Below are 24,225 nucleotides of genomic sequence, written 5' to 3' on the forward strand. Positions count from 1 at the left end.
ATCCTTGGGTCAAGCCCAAGGATGACGGTTTGGAGGCGACTGGTTCGCGAGCATCTCACCCCTTGAACGTATAGGCCTCGATAGACTCCGGATTCATTTCAATCGAGAAACCCGGCATGGTCGGCGGCATATAGGCGGCATCCCTGATGTCGCAGGGCTCGATGAAGTGCTCATGCAGGTGATCGACGTATTCGATCACGCGGCCTTCCTTTGTGCCAGAAACCACCAGATAATCGATCATCGACAGGTGCTGCACATATTCGCACAGCCCGACGCCACCCGCATGCGGCCAGACTGGCAGGTCGTATTTCGCCGCGATGAGCAGCACGGCCAAAACTTCGTTCAATCCACCCATGCGGCAGCTATCGATCTGCACGACATCAATGGCGCCTTCCGCGATGAACTGTTTGAACATGATGCGGTTCTGGCACATTTCGCCGGTGGCCACCTTCACCGAACCGATGGCCTCGCGGATTTTGCGGTGGCCTGCGATATCGTCGGGGCTCGTCGGCTCTTCGATGAAGAAGGGTTTGGCGAAAGCGAGCTTGTTGACCCATTCGACTGCCTGATCGACCTCCCAGACCTGGTTGGCATCGATCATTAGATAGCGATCGGGGCCGATGACCTCGCGGGCAATGGTCAGGCGGCGGATGTCGTCTTCCAGATCGCGCCCCACCTTCATCTTCACGTGATTGAAACCCGCATCAATCGCTTCCTGGCAGAGACGACGCAGCTTCTCGTCACTGTAACCCAGCCAACCGGCTGACGTCGTATAGCAGGCGTAGCCTTCGCTCTTGAGGATCTCGATCCGTTCCGCCTTGCCGCTCTCAGCCTTTTTCAGGATTGCAAGCGCATCATCGCGGGTCAGCACATCGGTCAGGTATCGGTAATCGACGATATCGGCGATCTGCTCCGGGCTCATATCGGCCACCAGTTGCCAGACCGGTTTGCCCGCCTTTTTGGCCAGCAAATCCCACACGGCATTAACGACGGCACCGGTTGCCAGATGCATGGCGCCTTTATCCGGGCCAATCCAGCGCAACTGGCTGTCGCTGGTGAGGTGACGCCAGTATTTGCCGGGATTTTCCAGCACTGTCGAAAGCTCGGTACCAACAACAAGATGGCGCATGGCCTTGATGGCCATGCAGCAAATGTCGTTGCCGCGCCCAATGGTGAAGGTCAGGCCGTGTCCCTTGAGATCGTCATCATCCGTATCCAGAATGACGTAGGCTGCCGAATAATCCGGGTCCGGGTTCATCGCATCGGAGCCATCGAGACTCTGGGAGGTGGGAAAACGCAGATCGAAAACGCGCAGGTCGGTAATTTTTGTCATGGCCGGTACTCGTGGTCAGAGATCATGGAAATGGGTGACAGGCAGGGTCAGGCAATCTCGACCATGCCTTTGATGACACCCGCTTTCGGGTTGGTCAGGTCTGCAAAACGCGAGGGCACTTCGGCAAGCGTCATGCGGTGGGTGATCAGCGCCTCCGGCACCCGCCCGGCGCGCTGCGCCTCCAGAACTGCCTCAAAATCCTCAAGGGTCGCGTTGCGACTGCCCAGAAGTGTGGTCTCGCGCTTGTGAAATTCCGGGTCGTTGAAACTGATGTCGCTGGCGACGATGGAAACCAGCACATAGGTCCCGCCGTGGCCGACGAAGGAAAAGCCACGTTCCATGGCTTTCGGGTTGCCAGTGGCATCAAAGACGGCATCGAAGAAATCGCCATCAGTCAGTTCGCTGAGACGATCCTTATCACCTTCTCCCAGCGGCACGGTGTGGGAGACACCGAGTTCGTTGCGGCAGAAATCGAGACGGTCCTGTCGGCTGTCGATCATGGTGACGATGCCACCGTTGAGAACAGCAAAGACGGCGACGGCCATGCCGATGGGCCCTGCGCCTACGATCAGCACGCTCTGCCCCGCTTCGACGGCAGCGCGTCGGACCGCGTGGGCGCCGATGGCAAGAAACTCGGTCATTGCAGCCTGATCGAGGCTCAGACCTTCCGCCTTCAACACGAATTGCTGTGGAATGCTCAGATACTCCACCATACCGCCATCGCGGTGTACGCCGAGGACGCCGATATTGCGGCAGCAATTGCTCTTGCCTTTCAGGCAGGCGTTGCATTTTCCGCAGGACATATAGGGAATGACGGTGACGATATCGCCCTTGGACAGCGCGCTGCCATCAGGCGCATCTTCTACCGTACCGGAGAGTTCGTGGCCCATGATACGAGGGTAGGAGAGATAGGGCTGGTTGCCGGTGAAAATATGCAGGTCCGTGCCGCACACACCAATGCGACGAATGCGGACCAGGACTTCGCCTTCGGCCCAATGCGGTTTCGGCAGGTCCTTGGCGCTAAGAAGCCCCGGTTTATCGCAGAAAATCGCCAGCATGGTTCACCTGTTTATAAGAGAGTAGAAACGCACGGCATTGTCCCCAAACACCGCATCATGATCGGCGGCGGGCACGATATCGCGGCAGACATCCAGCCATTCCTGATAATCGCCCGCTAGCCGTAAAACCGGCCAGTCGCTGCCGAACAACACACGTTCCGGCCCGAAAAGCTCCAATATGGTCTCGGCATAGGGCCGCACGGCTTGCGGCTTTTGCTCACCGCGTTCGGTCAGCAGACCGGAAAGCTTGCAGTGAAGGTTCGGCAGCGCGGCAAGCTCCGCCATATCGCGTCGCCAGGCGCTGTAACGGCCCGTCGCGATCAACGGCTTGGCACCGTGGTCGATCACGATGGGTAGGGCTGAATGGCGCTTGGCGAAATTCAGGAGATACGGCAGGTTGGGCGGTAAAACCAGCGCATCGAAGACCAACCCCAGTTCGACCAATGTATCGACCGCAGGCGTGAGCGCTGGATCATCGATCCATGCGACATCCTCCATACCTTGCAACATCGGCCTGACGCCCTTGAAACGCGGATGCGCTGCACGGCGTCTTATCTCATCGGGCGCATTGGCTGCCTTCATGTCCACCCAGCCGACGACGCCCTTGATGAAGTCGTTATCATCTGCCAGCCCCAGCATGAAATCGGTATCACCGGCGTTTTCCATGGTCTGGACCAGCACGGTACCGTAAATCCCGGCTTTTTGCAGGAGCGGTATCAGATCATCCGGCAGAAAATCACGGTAGATGGGCTCCAGCGATGGTGGTGGCCAGTCTCCCGCGTGATCTTTCAAAAGCCAGAAATGCTGATGGGCGTCGATCCGCATGATCAGGCCTGAGCCCCCGGCACCGGCACGCCTTCAGCCAGCAGGCCTCGTCGTTCCAGCTCGTGCCAGAACTCGACGGGAATATCCTGCTCGAACCACTCGATGTTGGCTGAGAGCTGTTGTGCATTGCGCGCGCCGGATACCACCGTCACCGATGCCGGATGCGCTAACGGAAACTGCAAGGCTGCGGCCTGCAAGGACACGCCCAACTCCTCACAAACCTCATGCAAAGCACCGACCTTCGCGATGATATCGGCAGGCGCGTCCGCATAATTGAACTTGCGATTGCCAGCCAGAATGCCGGAGTTGAAGGCACCAGCGACGACAATGCCGACGCCGCGTTTCGTGCAATTGTCCATGAAGTCGAGACTGCTCTGTTCCAGAAGCGTGTAGCGTCCGGCCAGCATGGCGATGTCGATATCGAAGACCTCCATCGCGTCACGAACGACTTCCCATTCGTTGACGCCAAGGCCGATGGCTCCGGTAGAGCCTTCGTCGCGCAATCTGGCCAGCGCCTTGAAGCCGCCGCCCTCCGTCAGCTGCTGCCAATAATGCTGATGCTTGTAGCCGTGCGTGACGGAACCAATGTCATGGATGTAGAGAATATCGGGCTTCAGGATACCGAGTCGCTGCTGGCTGGCCTCGAAGGAGCGCAAAATGCCGTCATGGGAGTAATCATAGACCGGACGGAAGGGGAGGGGCGCAATATAGGCGTCCTCTTCCGGCCCTACGGTTTCGTCCGGCACCATGACGCGGCCGACCTTGGTGCTCAGCGTATAGTCCGCCCGCTCATGCTCCGTCACCATCGTGCCAAGCCGCCGCTCGGAGCGGGTGTAACCATAAAACGGTGCGGTATCGAAATAACGTATGCCGTGCTTCCAGGCCGTGTCAAAGGCACCCTTCGATTCCTCGTAAGGCGTGACGCGATAGAGGTTGCCCATCTGGGCACAGCCGAGACCGATCAGGGTTACATCGACGTCGCGACGGGGCAATTTGCGTTTATCGGAGACTTTCATGGCGCAGGCTTTCTCAAATTCACATCTCTCAAGGTCAACGCAGCATCCCCCGTTCAAATTGGTGGAACGGTCGCTTTCCCCTATTCGTCATCCTCGGGCTTGTCCCGAGGATCCAACCACGTTGAACAAAATGCAACGGTGGTAGATGCTCGGGACAAGCCCGAGCATGACGACGGAAGCGTTAGTACAGAACGTTCTTGGCTTCCGGCTTGTCGATATTGTCCTTGGTCACGACAACGACGCCTGTATCGACGAACTTCTCGACCTTTTCCTTGGCGATCAACTTCGAAACCGTCTGAACGCCAAGCTCGCCCATCTGGTAGGAACCCTGAACGACGATACCGGCCAGCGTGCCATCCTTGACGAAGCCCTGAAGGTCCTGATTACCATCGAAGCCGATGGCGACGACCTTGCCTGCCTTGCCGGATTGCGCCAATGCGCGGCCAACGCCGATGGCTGTCGGCTCATTCGCGCCAAAAATGCCCTTCAGATCGGAATTGGCAGCGAGAACGTCGGTCGTCTGGTTCAACGCGGTCGCCATCTGCGACTGCGAGTAATAGGGGCCGACGATCTGAAGCTTGGAATTGGCCTTGATGTAATCGGTGAAACCACCGACGCGGCCAATTTCAGAACCGGCGCCCGCAACGTAGGACATCACGGCAATCTTGCCTTCCTTGCCAACCTTGTCGATCAGCGCCTGAGCCGCAAGCTCACCGGCCTTTTTATTGTCGGTTGCGAGGAAGGACTGGTAATATTGCTCCGCACCCTTGGCCAGCTGCGAGTCCACGATCACCACGGGAATACGGGCTTCCCATGCCTTCTTGACGGCGGGGACCAGCGCGTCCGGGTCGGAAGGCGCCAGAACGATGCCTGAGACCTTACGGTTGACGGCGTTTTCTACCATGTTGACCTGATCGGCGATGGCCGATTCCGAGGCAGGACCCTGGAAGGTCATGGTGTTGCCGGTCGAAGTCTTGATAGCCGCATCAGCGCCCTTCTGCACGTTCTGCCAGAAGGTCGAATTGACGGTCTTGACGATCACGGCGATTTCACCGGCCTGAACCGTGGATACGCTCCACAAGGCGATGACCGAGGTTAAAAGAACAGTGGTCAGTTTCTTCATGTTGTCCTCCATTAGTCCGGCCAAGCGATATCTCCTCGTCGTCTCGCCGGTATCCCGCGGAAAGGGTCCGCACCCCATGTGAACCTGTTTGTTCGATCAGCGGCGGTTGCGCAGCTGGTCGATCCACACCGTGCCCAGAATGACCAGACCGATGATGATTTGCTGGGTAAAGGCAGACACGCCGTTCATGTTGAGACCGTTGCGCAAAATGCCGATGACGAATGCGCCAATCGCGGTGCCGGAGATCGTGCCGACACCACCGATCAGCGACGTGCCGCCGATCACCGCACTGGCAATCGCATCCAGCTCATACATGACGCCTTCATTCGGCTGCGCCGTGACCAGTCGCGACATCAGCACGCAGCCGGTCAGCCCAGCCAATGTGCCGGACAGGATATAGGTGAAATTGGTGACTCTGGAGACGTTGACCCCGGAAAGACGGGCGGCTTCAGCATTGGAGCCCACCGCGTAGATATGCCGCCCAAGAACGGAACGGTTCAGCATGAAGGACACGGCAATCGCGATCACGATCATCAGAATGACCGGGTAAGGGATGCCCGGAAAAACGACATTGGGGAAACCATCATCGCCGATGGTCACGATGCGGAACAAGGCGCCATTGCCAAGCTCGCCGAAGGATTCCCCAAGGCCCGATACGGCGCGGGCGCCGGTGATCTGCAAGGCAACGCCGCGGGCAATCAGCATCATGCCAAGGGTGGCGATGAAGGGCGGAAGCCGGAAGCGCGTGACCAGCAATCCGTTGATGAGGCCGCACAGCGAGCCGGTCAGAATGCCGAAGAACATGCCCACCGGCACCGGCATGCCAAGCTCTTTTACGGCGAGTGCCGCGACCACGCCAGCCAATGCCAGGACGGAACCGACCGAAAGATCGATACCGCCGGTTATGATGACGCAGGTCGCACCGATGCCCAAAAGCGCAATCGAGGTCACCTGAAGCGCAATCGTCATGGCATTGTTGACGGTGAAAAATGCACTGCTGGTGGCCGAAAACACCATGGTCAGCACGACGAGACTGCCGAGTGCTGCGAATTTCTGGATGATGTCCTTCTGCCGGTCGCTGAAGGCGAAGCTCTTGGGTGGCGGTGCACTATCTGACATGTCTATCCCCACTGCTATAGCCGGAGGCATAGCGCATGATTTCTTCCTGGGTGGTCTTGGCCGTCTCGACGATGCCGGTAATCGTGCCCTCATGGAACACGGCGATGCGGTCCGTTAGGCCCAGAACTTCCGGCAGTTCCGAACTGATGAGAATGACGCCGATGCCCTTTGCCGCAAGCTCGTCCATAATCTTGTAGATCGCAAACTTTGCGCCGACATCGATGCCGCGCGTCGGCTCGTCGAAGAACAACACGCGCGACTGCCGAAACAGCCACTTTCCGATGATGATCTTCTGCTGGTTGCCGCCGGACAGAAGCCGAACGGTCTGCTTGATGGACGGCGTGCGGACGTTCAAAAGATCGACATAGCGGCGCGCCACGTCGTCATGCTTCTTGAAATCGATCAGGCCGAAACGGTTGGACACCGCATCCATATTCGCAAGGGACGTATTGGCCGCCACCGACATCTTGATCGCGAGGCCATCGCTTTTGCGATCCTCGGACAGATAGGCGATGCCTTCGGCAATGGCATCCTGGGGTGACTTTATCGATAGTTCTCGGCCCTCGAACGTGATCGTCCCGGCATCGAAAGCGTCAGCCCCGAAGATGGCGCGCGCCACTTCCGTGCGGCCTGCGCCCATGAGCCCGGCAAAGCCGAGTATTTCACCGCGCCGCAGTTCGAAGCTCACATCGTGAAACACGCCGGTCCGCGTCAGCCCCTTGACCGAAAATATCACCTCATCGGTCGGCTTCGATGTTCTCTCGGGAAACTTGTCTTCCAGCGAACGACCGACCATTCGGGTCACGATGTCGTCCACGGTAACATCGGCGAAGTCATCGGTGGAAATATAGCGCCCGTCGCGCAACACCGTCACGCGATCCACGATCTCGGCCATTTCATCAAGCCGGTGCGAGATATAGACAATGCCGACACCCGACGCTTTGAGATCGCGGATGACCTTGAACAGAAGACGCGTCTCCTGCTCCGTCAGCGAAGACGTAGGCTCGTCCATGATAAGAACTTCCGCATCGAGCGAAAGCGCCTTGGCGATTTCCACCATCTGACATTGCGCCACGGATAGCCCGCGCACCAGTTGATCCGGGTTGAGATCGACACCGAGACGGTCGAGGCAGCGCTTTGCATTGCTGCGCAAGGTCTTGCGATCGACGAGAAAGCCCTTTCGCGGCTCGCGCGCCAGATAAATGTTCTCGGCCACGCTGAGATGCGGCACGAGGTTGAGTTCCTGATGGATGATAGCAATACCGGCAGCTTCGGATTCGAGCGGCGAAGCGTATTGAACGGTTCGGCCCTTGTGCAGGATGGTGCCGCTGGTTGGCTGATAGACGCCGCTGACGATTTTCATCAGCGTGGACTTGCCCGCGCCATTCTCACCGCAGACGGCGTGAACTTCGCCGGAACGCAGATCGAATTGCACATCGCTCAGCGCTTTGACGCCGGGAAATTCCTTGCTAATGTGGTCGAGGCGCAGCAAAATGCGACCATGCACGCGTGCCGTTTCACCGGCTGCGGCGGCATTCTCAACAGTCGATGCGCCCTTCGACATCTCGTTCCTCCCGGTAGCGCCCTGACTCCACTCAAGGTGCTGCGATGGGCGGAATGGTTAGGCCGCATTTTTTCTATGGTCAAGCCAATTGTCCGATGAGAGATGAAAAAGAGATTGATGATATACAGATCAGTAATCGGGAAATGTGATATTATCATTAAATTTCAATTTAATAAACAATATCTTGCTTCATGCTCACGATGTCGATACGGTAAGGCCAAAGTTACGAAGCACCGAACGCCGTCAGAAAAATCGCATGAATGGTCAGGCCAAAAACATCGAACCGCGCAGATTGTATCAGCAGATCGCAGACCAGATCCGCGAGCTGATCGAGAATGGCGAGTTTCAAGCGGGCGCGCGCCTGCCTGCCGAGCGTGAACTGGCGCAAAAGCTGGGCGTGTCACGGCCGTCCTTGCGCGAGGCCCTGATCGCGCTCGAAATCGATGGTAGCGTGGAAATCCGCATGGGATCGGGCGTCTATGTGTCTGCCGAGCCCGTCCAGTCGCAAGGTCGTACGAAGTCTTTGGGAGAAAGCCCTTCGGAGCTGATGCAGGCGCGTGCGGCGCTTGAGGGGAGCACAGTGCTGCTGGCAACCAGCCGCATCGATGCGCAGGCTCTCGAAACGCTGCGCGCAACGCTTGATGCGATGCGCATCGAGATCGACGCCGGGCGCAAGCCGCTGGACCAGGACCGTCAGTTCCATGTTCTTATTGCCGAGCAATCGGGTAACAGCGTGCTAGCCCGTCTGGTCGGAGACCTTTTCGATGAGCGACACAGCCCAATTTCGGCGCAGTTTCGCGTAAAATTCGAAGACCGCGACACCTGGGTTTACGCCTTGCAGGAGCATGAGGCCATTTTGGCCGCACTGGAGGCAAAGGACTCATTGCTGGCGCAAGCCACGATGCACAGCCATCTGGACAGCTCCAGACGGCGATGGGTCGAGAACTGATCTCGACAAAAGACAATCGCGAGGAGGAGACCGCGTGACAGACAATAGCGAAGCCACCATTCAGCTGAACGCGCGTGACAACGTCGCCGTCGCGCGGCGATCCATCCAGCCCGGAGGTGCCACCGGTCGCGGCGACCTCAAGGCCGTGGAACTGATCGGGCGTGGGCACAAGGTCGCTCTCAGCACCATCAGAATCGGTGATGAGGTGCTGAAATACGGGCAGGTCATCGGCGTCGCCACGCAGGATATCGAGCCTGGTCGCCATGTTCACCTGCATAACCTCGCCATGGTACCATCGGAACATTCCCATCAGTTCAGCGTGGATATCGAAGAAAAGGGCATGTTGCCGCTCAGCGAGCGACGCACCTTCATGGGCTTTGATCGCGGAGTTGGCGGCGTCGGCACGCGCAACTACATCGGCGTCATCGCATCCGTAAACTGTTCCGCCACGGTCTCACGCTACATCGCGGATTACTTCAATAAGCAGGGTGGTCTCGAGGGCTTCGACAACGTCGATGGCGTCGTCGCGCTGACCCACGGCACCGGCTGCGCGCTGAACACCAAGTCCGAAGGCTATCGCCTGTTGATACGGACGATCCAGGGCTATGCCCGCCATCCCAATTTCGGAGGTATTCTTCTGATCGGGCTGGGCTGCGAAACCAACCAGATCGCGCCCATTCTCGAACATTACAGGATGGAAGAGGGCGAGCGTCTGCGCACCATGACGATCCAGCAGCACGGCGGCACGCGCAAGACGATCGAAGCGGCGATCGCCAACATCAAGGAGATGTTGCCAGGCGTGAATGCCGCAATAAGAACAGAGCAACCGCTATCGGCGCTGAAAGTAGCCTTGGAATGCGGTGGGTCGGACGGCTATTCCGGCATCTCGGCCAATCCTGCGCTGGGCTATGCGTCGGACCTTATCGTGCGCAACGGCGGGACGACGGTTCTTTCGGAAACGCCTGAAATATACGGCGCCGAACATCTGTTGACGCGCAGAGCCGTGACGCCTGCGGTGGCGGAAAAACTATTGCAACGCATCGACTGGTGGCGGGATTACACGGCCCGCAACGGTGATGAGCTGAATAACAATCCGTCCCACGGCAACAAGCTGGGCGGCCTCACGACCATCCTCGAAAAATCACTCGGTGCTGTCGCCAAGGGCGGATCAATGCCGTTGAAAGCCGTCTATGAGTTCGCTGAAACCGTAACAGAACCCGGTTTGGTGTTCATGGACACACCCGGCTACGACCCGGTTGCTGTCACGGGGCAGGTGGCAGGTGGCTGCAACGTTATCTGTTTCACCACAGGGCGAGGCTCGGTCTCCGGCTTCAAGCCATCTCCCTGCATCAAGATTGCCACGAATTCCGAAATGTACGAACACATGAAAGAGGACATGGACATCAACTGCGGCGAGATCGTCACCGGTAACGAGACCATCGAAGAATCCGGCGAACGGATTTTCGAGCACATCATCGCTGTTGCCTCGGGCGACAAGACGGTCAGTGAAATCTACGACTACGGCGACAACGAGTTCGTGCCGTGGCAGGTCGGCGCTGTGACGTGATGGTCTGTCTCACGTGAAACACCGGGCGCACGCCGGGTGTTCAAAAAGGGGTGGCGTGCCGTTTCCGGCTTCGCCACCCTTATTTCATCAATGCTTGAAGTGACGCATGCCTGTGAAGACCATGGCAACGTTATGGGCGTTGGCCGCGTCTATTACATCCTGATCCCGCATGGAGCCACCCGGCTGAATAACTGCGGTGGCACCGGCAGCGATCGCAGCCAGAAGTCCATCTGCGAAGGGATAGAATGCTTCCGAAGCAACCGCTGAGCCCTTTGTCAGGGGTTCCGCAAGGCCCATGGCCTTGGCGGCATCCTCTGCCTTTTGGGCTGCAATGCGTGCAGAATCAATGCGGCTCATCTGGCCCGCACCGATACCAGCGGTCTGGCCGTCCTTGGCATAAATCACAGCATTGGATTTGACATGCTTGGCAATCTTGAAGGCAAATTTCATGTCTTCGAGTTCCTGCGGCGTCGGCGCACGGTTGGTGACGACCTTGAGATCGAGGTCTTCCACCATGCCGTTATCGCGGCTTTGCACGAGAAGGCCACCAGAGACTGTCTTTGCGGTGATACCGGGCGCACGCGCATCCGGCAGGCCACCGGCTGACAGCAGACGCAGGTTTGGCTTGCGGGCAACGATCAGCCTTGCTTCCTCGGTCACATCAGGTGCGATAATGACCTCGGTGAAGAGCTGGATGATCTCTTCAGCCGTCTCTGCATCCAGTGTGCGGTTGAGCGCGATAACGCCGCCGAAGGCCGAGACTGGATCGCATGCCAACGCCCGCTTGTAAGCGTCGAGCAGGGTCTCACCCGTCGCCACGCCGCAGGGATTTGCATGCTTGATGATGGCAACCGCAGGCGCTTTCTCCGGCAGAAACTCTGCAACCAGTTCGTAAGCGGCATCCGTGTCGTTGATGTTGTTGTAGGAAAGCTGTTTGCCCTGCAAAAGGGTCGCTGTTGCAACGCCGGGACGTTTATCGCCTGTCAGGTAGAAACCCGCGCTCTGATGCGGGTTTTCACCGTAACGCATCTTTTCCTTCAGCACGCCGCCGACAGCGCGGTAATGCGGTGTTTCGATGGACAGCGCTTCGGCAAACCAGTTGGAAATGACAGCGTCATAGGCAGCAGTACGTGCGTAGGCCTTTGCTGCAAATTTCTGACGCAGCGCGTAGCTCGTTTCGCCATCATTCGCCTGCAAAGCTTCCAGCAGTTCCGGGTAGTCGCTAGGATCGGTGATGACGGTGACATAAGCGTGGTTCTTGGCCGAAGCTCGGATCATGGCGGGTCCGCCGATGTCGATGTTTTCTACCGTCGTCGGATAATCGCCACCCTTAGCCCTGACCTCTTCAAACGGATAGAGATTGATGATGGCCAAATCGATGGCTTCAATGCCATGCGCACGCATGGCTTCCACATGCTCTTCATCGTCGCGGATGGCCAGCAACCCACCATGGACGTTGGGGTGCAGCGTCTTGACGCGGCCATCCATGATCTCGGGAAACTTGGTCACATCGGACACATCCGTCACCGGCAGTCCGGCATCTGCGATCGCCTTGGACGTTCCGCCTGTCGACAGCAGCTTGACGCCGAGTTTGACCAACGTACCGGCGAGTTCGATAATATCGGTCTTGTCGGACACCGACAGCAGCGCGGTACGGATTTTGACCTTGTCAGGCGCAGGGATTTTCTTGGAAACGACAGCCATGGGACTACTCCGTGGAACATGGAGGAAGGGCCGGAGATCAATCGTTCCGGCGGTTGCCGCCGCGTTAGCACAGCTTTGCGCATTAATAAACACAGCCACGACGTACAGCTTGCGATTCGGCAGGGGTTTTTCTGATGGGGAAGCGCTGCCTAAAGCTTTCTTTCGATCAGCCAGCGCACTTCACTGGTGTCTAATACCTGAAAATGGATTTCCAACTGCTGGGAGGGACGGATGCCGGAGGCATCCGCCATGAAGACATCTTCAGCAATGGCAACCATCTGCCCCGGTGCCGAAAATACCCAGCTTGTGCCATCGCTTGCCCGCATCATCACCGACTCTTCGTCCTGCCTCACCAGTTCGATAGATGGGTGAATGTGGAAGCGGGAGACGGTATCGACCGTCCCTTCAGGTTGTTTTTTATCCTGCTGAGCCAGATAAATGAAATCACGACCTTTGATCTTGCTTCCTGCTGCACTCAGTTCCAGCTCGCGTTGATGGATGTAACCGTAGTCTTTGACATAGCCGTCATGGGAGGCAATCAACACGTCTGCACCCTTTTGATCGGTCTCCCGCTGAACGCTGACCTCGCTGATACCGGCAACCATGATAGGCCCCAGCAGGCGTGACCGTGACAGCCGGCAAGACGAAGTATCGTTGATCGTTACCGTCGAATGCGCCGCTGTTGAGCGGCTCGCGCGTTTGAAATCCGGTGCGGCATAGGAGGGAAAGCCGGAATTGACGATGAAACGGTTGCGAACAGAGGAGAGCTCGAAAGACAGGCAGCCGCAATGGGCACCTCTGGAAAGCTCCATGGACTGCGGAATGCCGGTATCGACGATGATGACCGTATCATCCGCTGAAAGCCGCTGATAGGCCACATCAGGCAAGGCGCGAGATGGTCGCCCGGATGTTTCGTCATAACGCAGCACGGAGGCCAGTTCATTCGCTAGCGTTGCCGTCGAGCCATTGAAAAGCGCAAGGTCACCATCCTGATGGCGAAAAAAGCGAATGGCGGGAAACATGCGGTCGATCGCCGGAACGAGACCGGGCGGCACGTCGTGACCGAGATTGATGTAGCTTTGCCGCAACGGCAGCAGATCCAGCAGCAGCTCCAGCATAACACGTGGATTGCGCGACATGTGGCCGCCGTCGGGCAGAACCTGGCGCTCCAGCTCCCGGTCCAGCTTCATACCGAAGCGCGCAATTTTCGAAGAGCGGTTCGGAAGTGAAATGGACGCCACCGCCAGCGCAATACGGATTTTAAGGCGGGTCTCTCCATCGGGCGCATATCTGGCGATAAGGCTGAGATAGGCGACGTGAAAGCCCAGGCTTTTGAGAAAACGCCGATAGAAGCCCGCATCGGCATTGTGCAGAACGACCGGGGAATGGGACAGCCAGGCGATCAACCGTTGAGCCGCTGTATCAGGCGCCCAGGCAACCCCAACGAAAGTGCGGCCGTGCAGCGCGATCCAGTCAGACACGAGAACACGCGACCGGTGGCAGGCTTCGTCCGACTTACTGGCCCGAACATGGCGCAGCCAGCTGAACGCATGCAGTCTTTCTTCGAAAGCCACCGATGGCATTTCAAGCGAGAAAGGCGACACGCCACCGGTTTCCAGAATGCGCCCGGCAAGCGCGATGCGGCCATAAACGAGTTCTTGAGCCACATAGGGATCGACCGCCCGTAAATCCGTTGGCGCTGCCACCAGCCCGCTGGGAGCGCGTTTTGCCAGCTTGGATAATTTCAGGCGCAGAGGTGCGATGCCAATCATCAGATGGTTTCGGAGCGTGCGTAGAAATAGCCCCGCCGCGCTGAAGCTGCTGTTCAGGGATCTTACCAAACGTGTCTTTCCCGCCTGCGCAACGATAGTGGATGGATCGCAGAATGATGGATGCTGGCTAGCAATGGACAAGTCACTCAATGTTTCATGAAAAACTTCATATTCTGTAAACAATCCACCATGCGGCAAAGAAAGACGCGTGAGCAGCTCCCGGTCAGGAGCGCTCTACAGAAACCGGGTGGTGCGAAAAGAGATGGACACATGGATGGATGGCGCTGCGACCAGTCGTTCATCGCAGCGACATCCAGAAAAGGACAAGCAATGGACTATCGTTTACGCAACACCGCTGCGTAAAAACCATCGACTCCGCCGAACATATCCGGCGTGGTGCGCAGGTCACCATCCGCATTGACAGCATGCTCCATGCCGGGAAAGTCCTGTGCAGATACGGGTACGCGTTCCAGATCAGCCGAGCTAGCCAATACCTTCGCCACCATCTCTTCACCCTCGGAGGGATCGAGCGAGCAATTCGAGAACACGACAATCCCGCCGGGCTTTACGAATGTGGAGGCATGGCGCAGCATCTGCTCCTGAAGACCGGCAAGCTTGGCAATATCACGCTCGTCCTTGGTCCAGCAAACGTCGGGATGCTTGCGCAATGTGCCGGTGGATGAGCATGGTGCGTCCAGAAGCACCGCGTCGAACAGCTCCTCCGGCTGAAACTTCAGCATGTTGCTCTCGATCGTCTCGGCCTCCAGCTTCAGACGCCCGAGATTTTCGCGAAGCCGTTTCAGGCGATTGCCAGACTGATCGAGCGCCGTGACCTGCGCGCCGCTCAAAATCAGCTGTGCCGTCTTGCCGCCGGGAGCCGCACAGGCGTCCACCACACGTTTTCCCGTCAAATCACCCATGAGTCGGACAGGCATGCTGGCGGAGAAGTCCTGGACCCACCACTCGCCCTCATCAAACCCTTCCAGTCCCGAAACCGAGCCTTCGAATGAGCCGAGCCGGACACTGCCATTGGGCATAACCGTGCCAGCGAGCTTCTCGGCCCAATGTTCGGGATTGGACTTTACGGTGATATCGATGACGGATGGTATAAGCTGCGCTTGCGCCATACGTTCGGCAGCATCCGCGCCATAGACTTTCGACAGACGTCTATAAAACCATTCAGGCAAGACGGGTATCGCACTAACAGCCTGTAGAACCTCGTCTTTTTCGCGCCCCAACCGCCGCAGGACGGCATTGACCAGCTTTACGAAACGTCTGTTGCGTGGATCGCGATGCGCTTGCTCGACAGCAAGATCGACAGCCGAGTGATCTGGCACATCCAGATACAACATCTGCGTCGCACCCACGACCAGAACATGATGGAGCGAGCGGGCGCCTTGCGGAAGCGGTCCATCCAGCAACATGCCAAGCGCTGCATCGATACGCGGCAAGTGGCGTAGCGCTGTATTGACGATGGCACGCACCAAGGCTCGGTCTGCAACATTGAGAGCCCGGTAGGTAGGGTTGCCGTTTTCGGCGTCCATCATGCCATCGAGGGATGTCTTCTTTTCGAGAACAGCGGACAAAATCTTGACCGCCGCCATCCGCGAGCCGAGCCCGGGCTTCCAGGCGTCACCCGACGTGGATGCTTCATCGTTTCCACCAGACGGCTTACGTTTGAAATGTTTTACCGGTTTGGCGGAAGAATTCGATGTCAAGACCAAGGCCCTTTGCGCTCATTATTATCGCTTCGACCCGAACCCGTGTTGGGAACGGAACGTGATTTGCGGACCGGCTTAGCACTTGTGGACTGGTAGGTCGATGGCTGCGCAAACTCACCGGACATAGCATGCAGTGCCGCGATGCGATTATCCGTGTTGGGGTGCGTGGAAAACAGATTGTCCATTCGTTCGCCAGAGAGCGGATTGATGATGAACATATGTGCCGTAGCAGGGTTGCGCTCCGCATCATCATTATGAATTTGGCGAGCAGCACCGGAAATCTTCTGCAACGCGGACGCCAGCCAGATCGGGTTACCGCAAATTTCCGCACCACGTCTGTCGGCAGAATATTCACGTGTTCGGCTGATCGCCATCTGCACCAGCATGGCGGCGAAAGGCGCGACAATCATGGCGAACAGAACGCCGATGAAGCCCAGAGGATTGTTGTTTTCGCGGTTGCCTCCCATGAACAGCGCGAAGTTGCCGAGCATAGAGATGGCACCGGCCAAGGTCGCCGTGATGGTCATCGTCAACGTGTCACGGTTTTGAATATGGGCGAGCTCATGCGCCATGACGCCAGCGACCTCCTCGGGCGTCAACTGCTCCATCAATCCGGTGGAGGCGGCCACTGCGGCATTCTGTGGATTGCGACCCGTGGCAAAGGCGTTTGGCTGCGCACTGTCGTACACATAAACTTTTGGCATCGGCAAACCAGCATTGTGAGCCAGATCGCGAATCATAGCAAAGAACTCCGGTGCATTGCGCTCATCCACTTCTTGCGCGTGATAGGCCTTCAGCACCATCTTGTCGGAATTCCAGTAGGAAAACAGGTTCATGCCTGCGGCAACAACGAGCGCGATCATCATGCCGCCGCGACCGCCGAGCATAAAACCGATGCCCATGAACAAAGCGGTCATGAACGCCAACAACATGGCCGTACGCATCATGTTCATCCGATAATCTCCGTAATTGAGTGGAATGGCTTACCAAGCCATCTCGACTTCTATAATCTGGTTACGAAGAAACGCTTTTCAATATCCTGTCATAAGGCCTTGGAACAATGGAAAACGCAGACAACGACAATAGTGGTGAAAACCGCAAGCCGATTTCGCCAGCCGCAGCACGCGCGCTGAAGGAAGCCGAAGAACGCCGCAAGCATGCGGAAGCACTGGAGCTGCCACCGGAAACGGGCGGACGGGGAGGGGTCGAACCCGTCCGATTCGGCGATTACGAAATCAAAGGCCGAGCCATCGATTTTTGATCGACGCCAGTCCTTAAAAATTTCTTATTTAAAAACAATACCTTAAATTACTTCTGCTCTAGCAAACGGCACACGGCTTCCAACTGTTCCAATGAACGGTAGTTGATGCGAATATGACCGCCATTGCCCTTATGGGCGATTTTGACGTCGAGACCGAGTGCATCGGTCAATGTCCGCTCCAAAGCGATAGTGTCGGAATCTTTTTCATTTTCCGGCTTGCGGGAATGACCAGGATCAAGCTGGGCCTTGATATCAGCCTGAGCCATACGCTCGGCATCACGGACAGACAGGCCACGAGATACGATGGCGCGGGCGAAATGAAGTGGATCCGACGTCGTGACAAGCGCGCGCGCGTGGCCAGCCGATAGAGTACCCTCGGCAAGCATATCACGCACGGGATCGGGCAGCTTTAGAAGTCGCAGACTGTTGGCGACGTGACTACGGCTTTTGCCGATAATCTCACCGAGATCATTCTGGGTATAGCCATGTTCGGCAATCAACTGATCGTAACCCAGCGCCTCTTCCAACGGATTGAGATCGGAGCGTTGGACATTCTCGACAATGGCCAGTTCGAGAGCGGTGCGATCATCCACATCGCGAACGATAACGGGAATCTCTGTGAAGCCAGCGAGTTGTGCTGCACGCCACCGACGTTCACCGGCGATGATTTCATAGCGATTCTGCTCGACCGTTCTGACGACGACAGGTTGGACGATACCATGCTGGCGAATGGAGGATGCGAGATCCTGCAATTCATTTTCATCGAAATGGCGACGTGGATTGCGCGGGCTGCGGGCGATGAACTCAATCGGGATCGTGCGATCGGGGCTGACAGCACGTTGAGGCTCGCCAACGGGGAGAGGCTGGTCCATCTCGCCAATCAAGGCTGCAAGTCCGCGACCGAGACGGCGCTTCGATAAATCATCGCTCATAAATCAAACTCCAAAAATCCGAATAGGTCGCGAGTCCTCGCTCGTCATCCCCTCAGTTGACGCAATCACGGCTTAAGCGGCCTTTCGCAGCCGTTCGCGCTGTATGACCTCAGACGCCAACTGCAAATATGCCTGGCTTCCCGCGCATTTCAAATCGTAAAGAATAGCGGGCTTACCATAGGAAGGCGCCTCGGAAACGCGAACGTTTCTCGGTATCAACGTGTGATAGACCTTCTCACCGAGATGCGTTCTGACGTCATTGACAACCTGCTGAGCAAGATTGTTTCGCGAGTCGAACATGGTGAGCACGATGCCCTGAATATCGAGAGCCGGGTTTACCGTTCCGCGAATTTGATTGACCGTATCAAGCAATTGGCTGAGGCCTTCCAACGCAAAAAACTCGCATTGAAGAGGAACTAACACCGAATGCGCTGCCGCCATCGCGTTCATCGTCAAAAGATTAAACGATGGGGGGCAATCAACCAGAATATAGGAGTAAGCTCGTGCATCAGCAGCCTGTAGCGCATTTCTCAGCAAAAATACGCGATTGGAAGCATTGGCCACCTCCATTTCAAATCCCAGGAGATCCATGGTCGACGCGACGATATCAAGGTTTGGTACGGCTGTGGGAACGGCAACCTCGGCAACCGAATTGGCGCCAACCAGAAGATCATAGGATGATAGCTTACGTTCACGGCGGTCGATACCCAGCCCGGTGCTCGCATTACCCTGGGGGTCTAGGTCCACAACCAGCACACGCTCGCCAATTGCGGCGAGAGCCGTGGCAAGGTTGATGGCGGTCGTCGTCTTACCAACGCCACCCTTTTGGTTTGCGATCGTTATAATCCGATTTTTCTCAAACATGATGCCGCACCTGACCTGGTCAATCAGCTTTCCGACGTAGGTGACTGATTTCGAGCACAACAGAGCTCGCTTCTACACTGCTTTGATGTCTTACCAGATCGAAATCCCATCCACCACGCGCTTTATTCACTTCGACTTCATAATCCCGACCTTTGTTGAGATAAGAAGTGAGATTATAGTTTTTATGCGCCCATGGTTCGATATAACCGAACAGTGTATCGAGGTCAGCGAGTGCCCGAGCGGATATCGCGTCGCATTGTTGGACCAAACTTGGTGCCTTCTCAATCCGAACAGGGTGGACAGAACCGCGAGCACCTGTCTCCGTTAGGGCGACACGTAGAAAACCAGCTTTTTTGTTATTACTTTCGACGAAGTCTACCCAGCCGTCGCCGATTTCTGTAAGAAATATAGCGGTAATGATTCCAGGAAAGCCACCGCCACTTCCCAGATCGACCCAGTGTTGGGGTTTTGGCGCAAGCTGGAATATCTGAGCACTATCGGCAACGTGGCGGGACCAAAGGTCCGTAAGCGTTGAAGGCGCTACAAGATTTGTTGTCGCGTTCCACTTTTTGAAAAGTTCGACGAAATGCTCAAGTTTTTCCTGTGTTTCACGTGAAACACTTTGGCCGTTTATATTCATAAGAGACTCGTTATAACTGTGCACGCAACGTCTGACGTCGCGTATAGACGCCTTTCTTGAGCAGAGCAAGAATAAGCGAAATGGCGGCAGGCGTCATGCCATCGACCCGAGAAGCCTGAGCAATGTTCGCGGGGCGCGCCTTTTGAAGCTTTTGCTTCAACTCGTTGGAAAGGCCGGAAAGCGTAGAGAAATCGAAATCGTCAGGAATGGACCTGTCTTCATCTCGCTTTATATCGATGATATCCGCGTTTTGTCGCTGCAAATAAACGGCGTAGCCTGTTTCGATTTCAAGGACTTCAGCGATCTTGGGCGCCAGTGCTAACAGCTCAGGCCAATGGTCTGTGATTGTCGCGAACGTGATGTCTGGATAGGAAAGCAACTCATAGGCAGATCGTCTTTGGCCGTCCTGATTTAATTTGAGACCCTGTTTAGCTGCCTCAGATGGACTAATTGTCAGCTCTTTCAGTTTCGCCCGAGCCACATCCAACGTATCGACAAAGTTGGCAAACCGCTTCGACCGCTCTGTGCCGACAACTCCAGCAGTTGCACCGAACGGCGTGAGCCGCAGATCGGCATTGTCGACACGCAGCGATAGACGGTATTCCGCGCGTGAGGTGAACATTCGATATGGCTCGGTGACACCCTTCGATGTCAGGTCGTCTATCATCACGCCGATATAGGATTCTGTCCGGCTGAAGTGGACTGGAGCGCCACCACTTGCAAAAACTGACGCATTGAGCCCTGCAACAAGCCCCTGTGCCGCCGCCTCTTCATAACCAGTCGTTCCGTTAATCTGACCAGCCAAAAACAAACCTTGAATTTTCTTGCATTCGAGAGATGGCCGCAGCTCTCTTGGATCGACATAGTCGTATTCAATGGCATAACCCGCCTGCAGGATTTTTACCTGCTCAAGGCCAGGGATGGTGTGGATGAAGAGTTCCTGGACCGATAGGGGCAGAGATGTCGAAATGCCGTTTGGATAGATAGTATCATCATCCAGCCCTTCGGGTTCCAAAAATATCTGATGGCCATCGCGTTCACCAAATCGCACAATCTTGTCTTCGATTGAAGGACAATAACGCGGGCCTACACCTTCAATCTGACCCGAATACATGGCAGAGAGATGGATATTATCCTGAATGATCTTGTGGCCAGCAGGCGTCGTTCTCGTGACACCACATTCGATCTGGGGATTGCGAATGTGGTCCGTCATGAAGGAGAAGGGAACGGGATCCGCGTCCGCGCCCTGACGCTCGACTGACGCCCAATCAATGGTCTTGCCATCCAGTCTCGCTGGTGTTCCCGTTTTCAGGCGGCCCATAGAAAGCCCAGCACGAGCCAATGTATCTGAGAGACCAACGGATGGCCTTTCACCAACGCGACCCGCGGGAATCTTTTCGGATCCGATATGAATGAGGCCGCGTAAAAATGTGCCACTCGTCAGAACGATCGATCGGCAAGCGATTTTAGTGCCATCGGCTAGGATGACAGCTGTTATGACGTTGTCTGCAAATTCAATGTCGTACGCATCACCTTCAAGGACAGTGAGATTCGAAATTGCCGAGATTTCCGCCTGCATCGCTTCTCTATAAAGCCGTCTATCCGCCTGCGTGCGTGGACCTCTGACTGCGGGACCTTTCTTGCGGTTGAGCATTCGGAACTGGATTCCGCCCGCATCGGCAACGCGCCCCATCAGTCCATCTAGAGCATCGATCTCCCTGACAAGATGGCCTTTTCCCAGCCCACCGATCGCCGGATTGCAGGACATGACGCCGATGGTGTCTTTATTATGCGTGAGCAGGGCGGTTTTTGCCCCGTGGCGCGCAGCGGCAGCGGCAGCTTCGCTACCGGCATGACCACCACCAATGACAACAACATCGTACTTCATGACGAGACCCGTCCTTTCGGTCTGCCCGCGCCCTATCGGCTCAGTGTTTCACGTGAATCATTTTCCAATGCAGAATTCGGAGAATATCACACCGAGCAACTCTTCTACATCAACCCGACCAGTGATTCGTCCCAACGACGTCGCAGCCAGTCGCAAATATTCTGATCGGACCGCAAGGTCCATGCCTTCAGAATTGAGCGCATCACTAACATAGTTCAACGTCTCTTCAAGTCGTTTCTTATGTCTGGCTCGCACAGGCACCAATGAATGCGTCACGCCAACACGCGTTTCGATATGCGATCTGATCAGGGACTTGAGTTCTACCAAGCCTTCCCCGGTCTTCGCCGAGATGACCAGATCGTAGGGAGCAGTACAACGCTCAGGATAAAGATCAGTTTTCGTAGCGACAGTTACTATCGAGACGTTAGATGCCAAATCAATTTGTTGCGCATCCGAATCGGTCTCGAATAGCGATAGAACGAGGTCAGCTTCCGCTGCGCTCGCACGGGCACGTCTTACACCTTCGCGCTCAACCACGTCGTCGGTGTCTCTCAATCCGGCGGTATCATAGATCGTCACCAGGTATCCGCCGATATCCAAGTCGGTGCTGATCACGTCGCGTGTGGTGCCCGCAATGTCCGTCACGATAGCAATATCACGTCCGCTCATGGCGTTCAGTAGGCTGGATTTACCAACGTTCGGCGAACCGATAAGTGCGACCTTGAACCCGTTGCGAATGATTTCGCTGGAGCCGCCTGCATTTAGATGATCCGATATTTCCGTTTTTAGCCTCGAGACGGTAACCCAGACTTGGTCTGCTACCGAATCGGGAACGTCTTCCTCATCAGAGAAATCAAGCTCCGCTTCAATCAATGCACGGCAACGGGTGAGTTGGTACGCCCAGTCATCGTATAGTGCAGAGAGCTGGCCACATGTCTGCTCAACGGCCAAGCGCCTCTGCATTTCCGTTTCTGCTTTCAAAAGGTCGGCCAAGCCCTCTACTTCCAGCAAATCCATCTTGCCATTGTCATAGGCGCGCTTGGAGAACTCTCCGGCTTCCGCGGGCCGGATGTGATCGATAGCATCCAGTTCTGTGAAAACAGCGTCAACGACGGCCTTGCTGCCGTGCAGATGGATTTCGACGCAATCTTCGCCCGTGAAAGAATGAGGGGCTGGAAATTGAATCACCAAAGCCTGATCGATTGTTTCTTTGTTTCGGTTACGAATCGTTCGGAGTGCGGCAACGCGGGGTGCTGGAAGACGACCCCCTGTCAGCATAGACATCGCGACCATGGCCTGACTTCCGCTCAATCTCAGCACAGCGACTCCCGCAGGCAGAGTGCCGCTGGAAAGGGCGTAGATTGTGTCCGTAGAAGAAACCAAGGTCTTTAACTCCAATGGGTATGCCACGCCTGAACGATACAACGACAAACCGCGCCCTTGTGAGGCGCGGTCAGGCAAACTCTGATTGTAAACCCAGCGATCAGGTGTTCATCGAATCGAAGAAATCACCGTTGGTCTTGGTCTGCTTCAACTTGTCGATCAGGAACTCGATAGCATCGGTCGTGCCCATCGGCGCAAGGATACGACGCAACACGAAGATTTTCTGAAGATCCTGACGGGGTACGAGGAGGTCTTCCTTACGCGTACCGGACTTGAGAATGTCCATGGACGGGAAGATACGCTTATCGGCGACCTTGCGATCCAGAACGATTTCCGAGTTACCAGTGCCCTTGAATTCTTCGAAGATGACTTCGTCCATGCGGCTTCCCGTATCGATCAGGGCGGTCGCGATGATCGTCAGCGATCCACCTTCCTCAATGTTACGGGCTGCACCGAAGAAACGCTTCGGGCGCTGCAAGGCATTGGCGTCCACACCACCGGTTAGAACCTTACCAGAAGAAGGAACAACGGTGTTGTAGGCGCGCCCGAGACGCGTGATCGAATCAAGCAGAATAACGACGTCACGGCCATGTTCGACAAGACGCTTGGCCTTTTCGATCACCATTTCGGCGACCTGAACGTGGCGCACGGCAGGCTCATCGAATGTGGATGAAACGACTTCACCCTTCACCGAACGCTGCATGTCCGTCACTTCCTCAGGACGCTCGTCGATGAGGAGCACGATGAGGTAGCATTCCGGGTGATTGGCGGTAATGGAATGGGCAATGTTCTGCAGGAGAACGGTTTTACCCGTACGCGGCGGCGCAACGATCAATCCGCGCTGGCCTTTGCCGAGCGGCGCGACGAGGTCCATCACACGCGCAGACAAATCCTTGGATGTCGGTATTTCGAGTTCAAGCTTGAAGCGCTCATTCGGATAGAGCGGTGTCAGATTGTCGAAATGAACCTTATGGCGAATCTTCTCAGGGTCATCGAAGTTGATCGTGTTGACCTTCAGCAGCGCGAAGTAGCGCTCGCCTTCCTTTGGTCCACGGATCGGGCCCTCGACGGTATCACCGGTCTTGAGCGAAAAGCGGCGGATTTGCGAAGGCGAGATGTAGATATCATCCGGGCCGGGCAGGTAGTTTGCGTTGGCAGAGCGCAGAAAGCCGAAGCCATCCTGAAGAACTTCAACAACGCCTTCACCGATAATCTCGATGTCCTGACTTGCCAATACCTTGAGGATTGCAAACATGAGCTCCTGCTTGCGCATCGTGCTCGCATTTTCGACTTCCAGGGATTCTGCAAAAGTCAGCAAATCGGTTGGGGATTTGCTCTTAAGTTCCTGAAGCTTCATTTCAGCCATGAAGAGAAAGACCGTCTTTAAAATATGTGTGTGGGGAAAGGCTTGTTCGCGAATCAGGTACTGTGGGTGGCCCGCAGACGTCTGAATAATTCACATGCCATTGAGATGAGTTACCGGAAAATAGCGGTTCAACCTGAAAG

General features: G+C 56.2%; 20 protein-coding genes. 3 read left to right on the plus strand and 17 right to left on the minus strand.

What is annotated here, in order from left to right; genetic code table 11:
- Positions 1-55: 55 nt before the first annotated feature.
- From HRR99_RS14380 to HRR99_RS14410, 7 genes are all read right to left on the minus strand, one after another.
- Positions 56-1,333 carry an L-fuconate dehydratase gene (locus HRR99_RS14380; protein ID WP_233122212.1) on the minus strand — a complete coding sequence of 426 codons (1,278 nt, stop codon included), beginning with the start codon at positions 1,331-1,333 and terminating at the stop codon, positions 56-58.
- 47 nt (positions 1,334-1,380) lie between these two features.
- Positions 1,381-2,391, minus strand: a complete 1,011-nt coding sequence (locus HRR99_RS14385) for a zinc-binding alcohol dehydrogenase family protein (protein ID WP_233122213.1) — start codon at positions 2,389-2,391, stop codon at positions 1,381-1,383.
- Positions 2,392-2,394: 3 nt separating this feature from the next.
- On the minus strand, positions 2,395-3,216 hold the full coding sequence (locus HRR99_RS14390) for an amidohydrolase family protein (protein ID WP_233122214.1): 822 nt from the start codon (positions 3,214-3,216) through the stop codon (positions 2,395-2,397).
- Positions 3,217-3,218: 2 nt separating this feature from the next.
- Positions 3,219-4,232, minus strand: a complete 1,014-nt coding sequence (locus tag HRR99_RS14395) for an aldo/keto reductase (protein WP_233122215.1) — start codon at positions 4,230-4,232, stop codon at positions 3,219-3,221.
- 181 nt (positions 4,233-4,413) lie between these two features.
- Complete coding sequence (locus HRR99_RS14400; RefSeq protein ID WP_111841350.1) at positions 4,414-5,355, minus strand: ABC transporter substrate-binding protein; 942 nt, start codon at positions 5,353-5,355, stop codon at positions 4,414-4,416.
- 96 nt (positions 5,356-5,451) lie between these two features.
- A complete protein-coding gene (locus HRR99_RS14405; RefSeq protein ID WP_111841304.1) occupies positions 5,452-6,474 on the minus strand; it encodes an ABC transporter permease in 1,023 nt (340 codons plus the stop codon).
- A complete protein-coding gene (locus HRR99_RS14410) occupies positions 6,464-8,038 on the minus strand; it encodes a sugar ABC transporter ATP-binding protein (RefSeq protein ID WP_233122216.1) in 1,575 nt (524 codons plus the stop codon). Before HRR99_RS14410 ends, HRR99_RS14405 begins: the two co-directional genes overlap by 11 nt.
- A gap of 256 nt (positions 8,039-8,294) precedes the next feature.
- On the opposite strand from HRR99_RS14410, the gene HRR99_RS14415 reads away from it, so the two are divergent.
- Both HRR99_RS14415 and HRR99_RS14420 read left to right on the plus strand, forming a co-directional pair.
- Positions 8,295-8,987, plus strand: a complete 693-nt coding sequence (locus tag HRR99_RS14415; protein ID WP_111841303.1) for a FadR/GntR family transcriptional regulator — start codon at positions 8,295-8,297, stop codon at positions 8,985-8,987.
- Between the two features lie 34 nt (positions 8,988-9,021).
- Positions 9,022-10,554, plus strand: coding sequence for a UxaA family hydrolase (locus tag HRR99_RS14420; protein ID WP_233122217.1), 1,533 nt, complete (start codon positions 9,022-9,024; stop codon positions 10,552-10,554).
- Between the two features lie 87 nt (positions 10,555-10,641).
- Here HRR99_RS14420 and purH read toward each other — a convergent pair whose 3' ends face one another.
- The 4 genes from purH to htpX form a co-directional block, all read right to left on the minus strand.
- On the minus strand, positions 10,642-12,258 hold the full coding sequence (gene purH / locus HRR99_RS14425; protein WP_233122218.1) for a bifunctional phosphoribosylaminoimidazolecarboxamide formyltransferase/IMP cyclohydrolase: 1,617 nt from the start codon (positions 12,256-12,258) through the stop codon (positions 10,642-10,644).
- Positions 12,259-12,407: 149 nt separating this feature from the next.
- Positions 12,408-14,030, minus strand: a complete 1,623-nt coding sequence (locus HRR99_RS14430) for a heparinase II/III family protein (RefSeq protein WP_233122219.1) — start codon at positions 14,028-14,030, stop codon at positions 12,408-12,410.
- Positions 14,031-14,365: 335 nt separating this feature from the next.
- Positions 14,366-15,748, minus strand: a complete 1,383-nt coding sequence (locus tag HRR99_RS14435; protein ID WP_422387275.1) for an RsmB/NOP family class I SAM-dependent RNA methyltransferase — start codon at positions 15,746-15,748, stop codon at positions 14,366-14,368.
- Positions 15,745-16,704: a zinc metalloprotease HtpX gene (gene htpX / locus HRR99_RS14440; protein ID WP_233122221.1), complete on the minus strand. Its 960-nt coding sequence runs from the start codon at positions 16,702-16,704 to the stop codon at positions 15,745-15,747. The genes HRR99_RS14435 and htpX overlap by 4 nt, the downstream gene beginning before the upstream one ends.
- Positions 16,705-16,811: 107 nt before the next feature.
- Between htpX and HRR99_RS14445 the strand changes: the two genes are divergently transcribed.
- Positions 16,812-17,012, plus strand: a complete 201-nt coding sequence (locus HRR99_RS14445; protein ID WP_111841298.1) for a DUF1674 domain-containing protein — start codon at positions 16,812-16,814, stop codon at positions 17,010-17,012.
- Between the two features lie 47 nt (positions 17,013-17,059).
- Here the strand turns inward: HRR99_RS14445 and HRR99_RS14450 are convergent, their stop codons facing one another.
- The 6 genes from HRR99_RS14450 to rho form a co-directional block, all read right to left on the minus strand.
- Complete coding sequence (locus tag HRR99_RS14450) at positions 17,060-17,944, minus strand: ParB/RepB/Spo0J family partition protein (RefSeq protein WP_112501103.1); 885 nt, start codon at positions 17,942-17,944, stop codon at positions 17,060-17,062.
- 72 nt (positions 17,945-18,016) lie between these two features.
- Positions 18,017-18,811 (minus strand): ParA family protein, encoded by a 795-nt coding sequence (locus HRR99_RS14455; protein ID WP_277877903.1) that lies wholly within the window; start codon positions 18,809-18,811, stop codon positions 18,017-18,019.
- A 16-nt stretch (positions 18,812-18,827) separates the two neighbouring features.
- Positions 18,828-19,448 carry a 16S rRNA (guanine(527)-N(7))-methyltransferase RsmG gene (gene rsmG / locus HRR99_RS14460; protein WP_233122222.1) on the minus strand — a complete coding sequence of 207 codons (621 nt, stop codon included), beginning with the start codon at positions 19,446-19,448 and terminating at the stop codon, positions 18,828-18,830.
- 10 nt (positions 19,449-19,458) lie between these two features.
- On the minus strand, positions 19,459-21,336 hold the full coding sequence (mnmG, locus tag HRR99_RS14465; protein ID WP_233122223.1) for a tRNA uridine-5-carboxymethylaminomethyl(34) synthesis enzyme MnmG: 1,878 nt from the start codon (positions 21,334-21,336) through the stop codon (positions 19,459-19,461).
- 57 nt (positions 21,337-21,393) lie between these two features.
- Positions 21,394-22,719 (minus strand): tRNA uridine-5-carboxymethylaminomethyl(34) synthesis GTPase MnmE, encoded by a 1,326-nt coding sequence (gene mnmE, locus HRR99_RS14470; protein WP_233122224.1) that lies wholly within the window; start codon positions 22,717-22,719, stop codon positions 21,394-21,396.
- Positions 22,720-22,819: 100 nt separating this feature from the next.
- The gene (rho, locus tag HRR99_RS14475) at positions 22,820-24,085 is read right to left on the minus strand and encodes a transcription termination factor Rho (protein ID WP_112501108.1); all 1,266 of its coding nucleotides are present in this window, start codon (positions 24,083-24,085) and stop codon (positions 22,820-22,822) included.
- Between the last annotated feature and the right edge of the window lie 140 nt (positions 24,086-24,225).

The organism is Agrobacterium vaccinii (assembly GCF_021310995.1).
GTDB lineage: Bacteria > Pseudomonadota > Alphaproteobacteria > Rhizobiales > Rhizobiaceae > Agrobacterium > Agrobacterium vaccinii.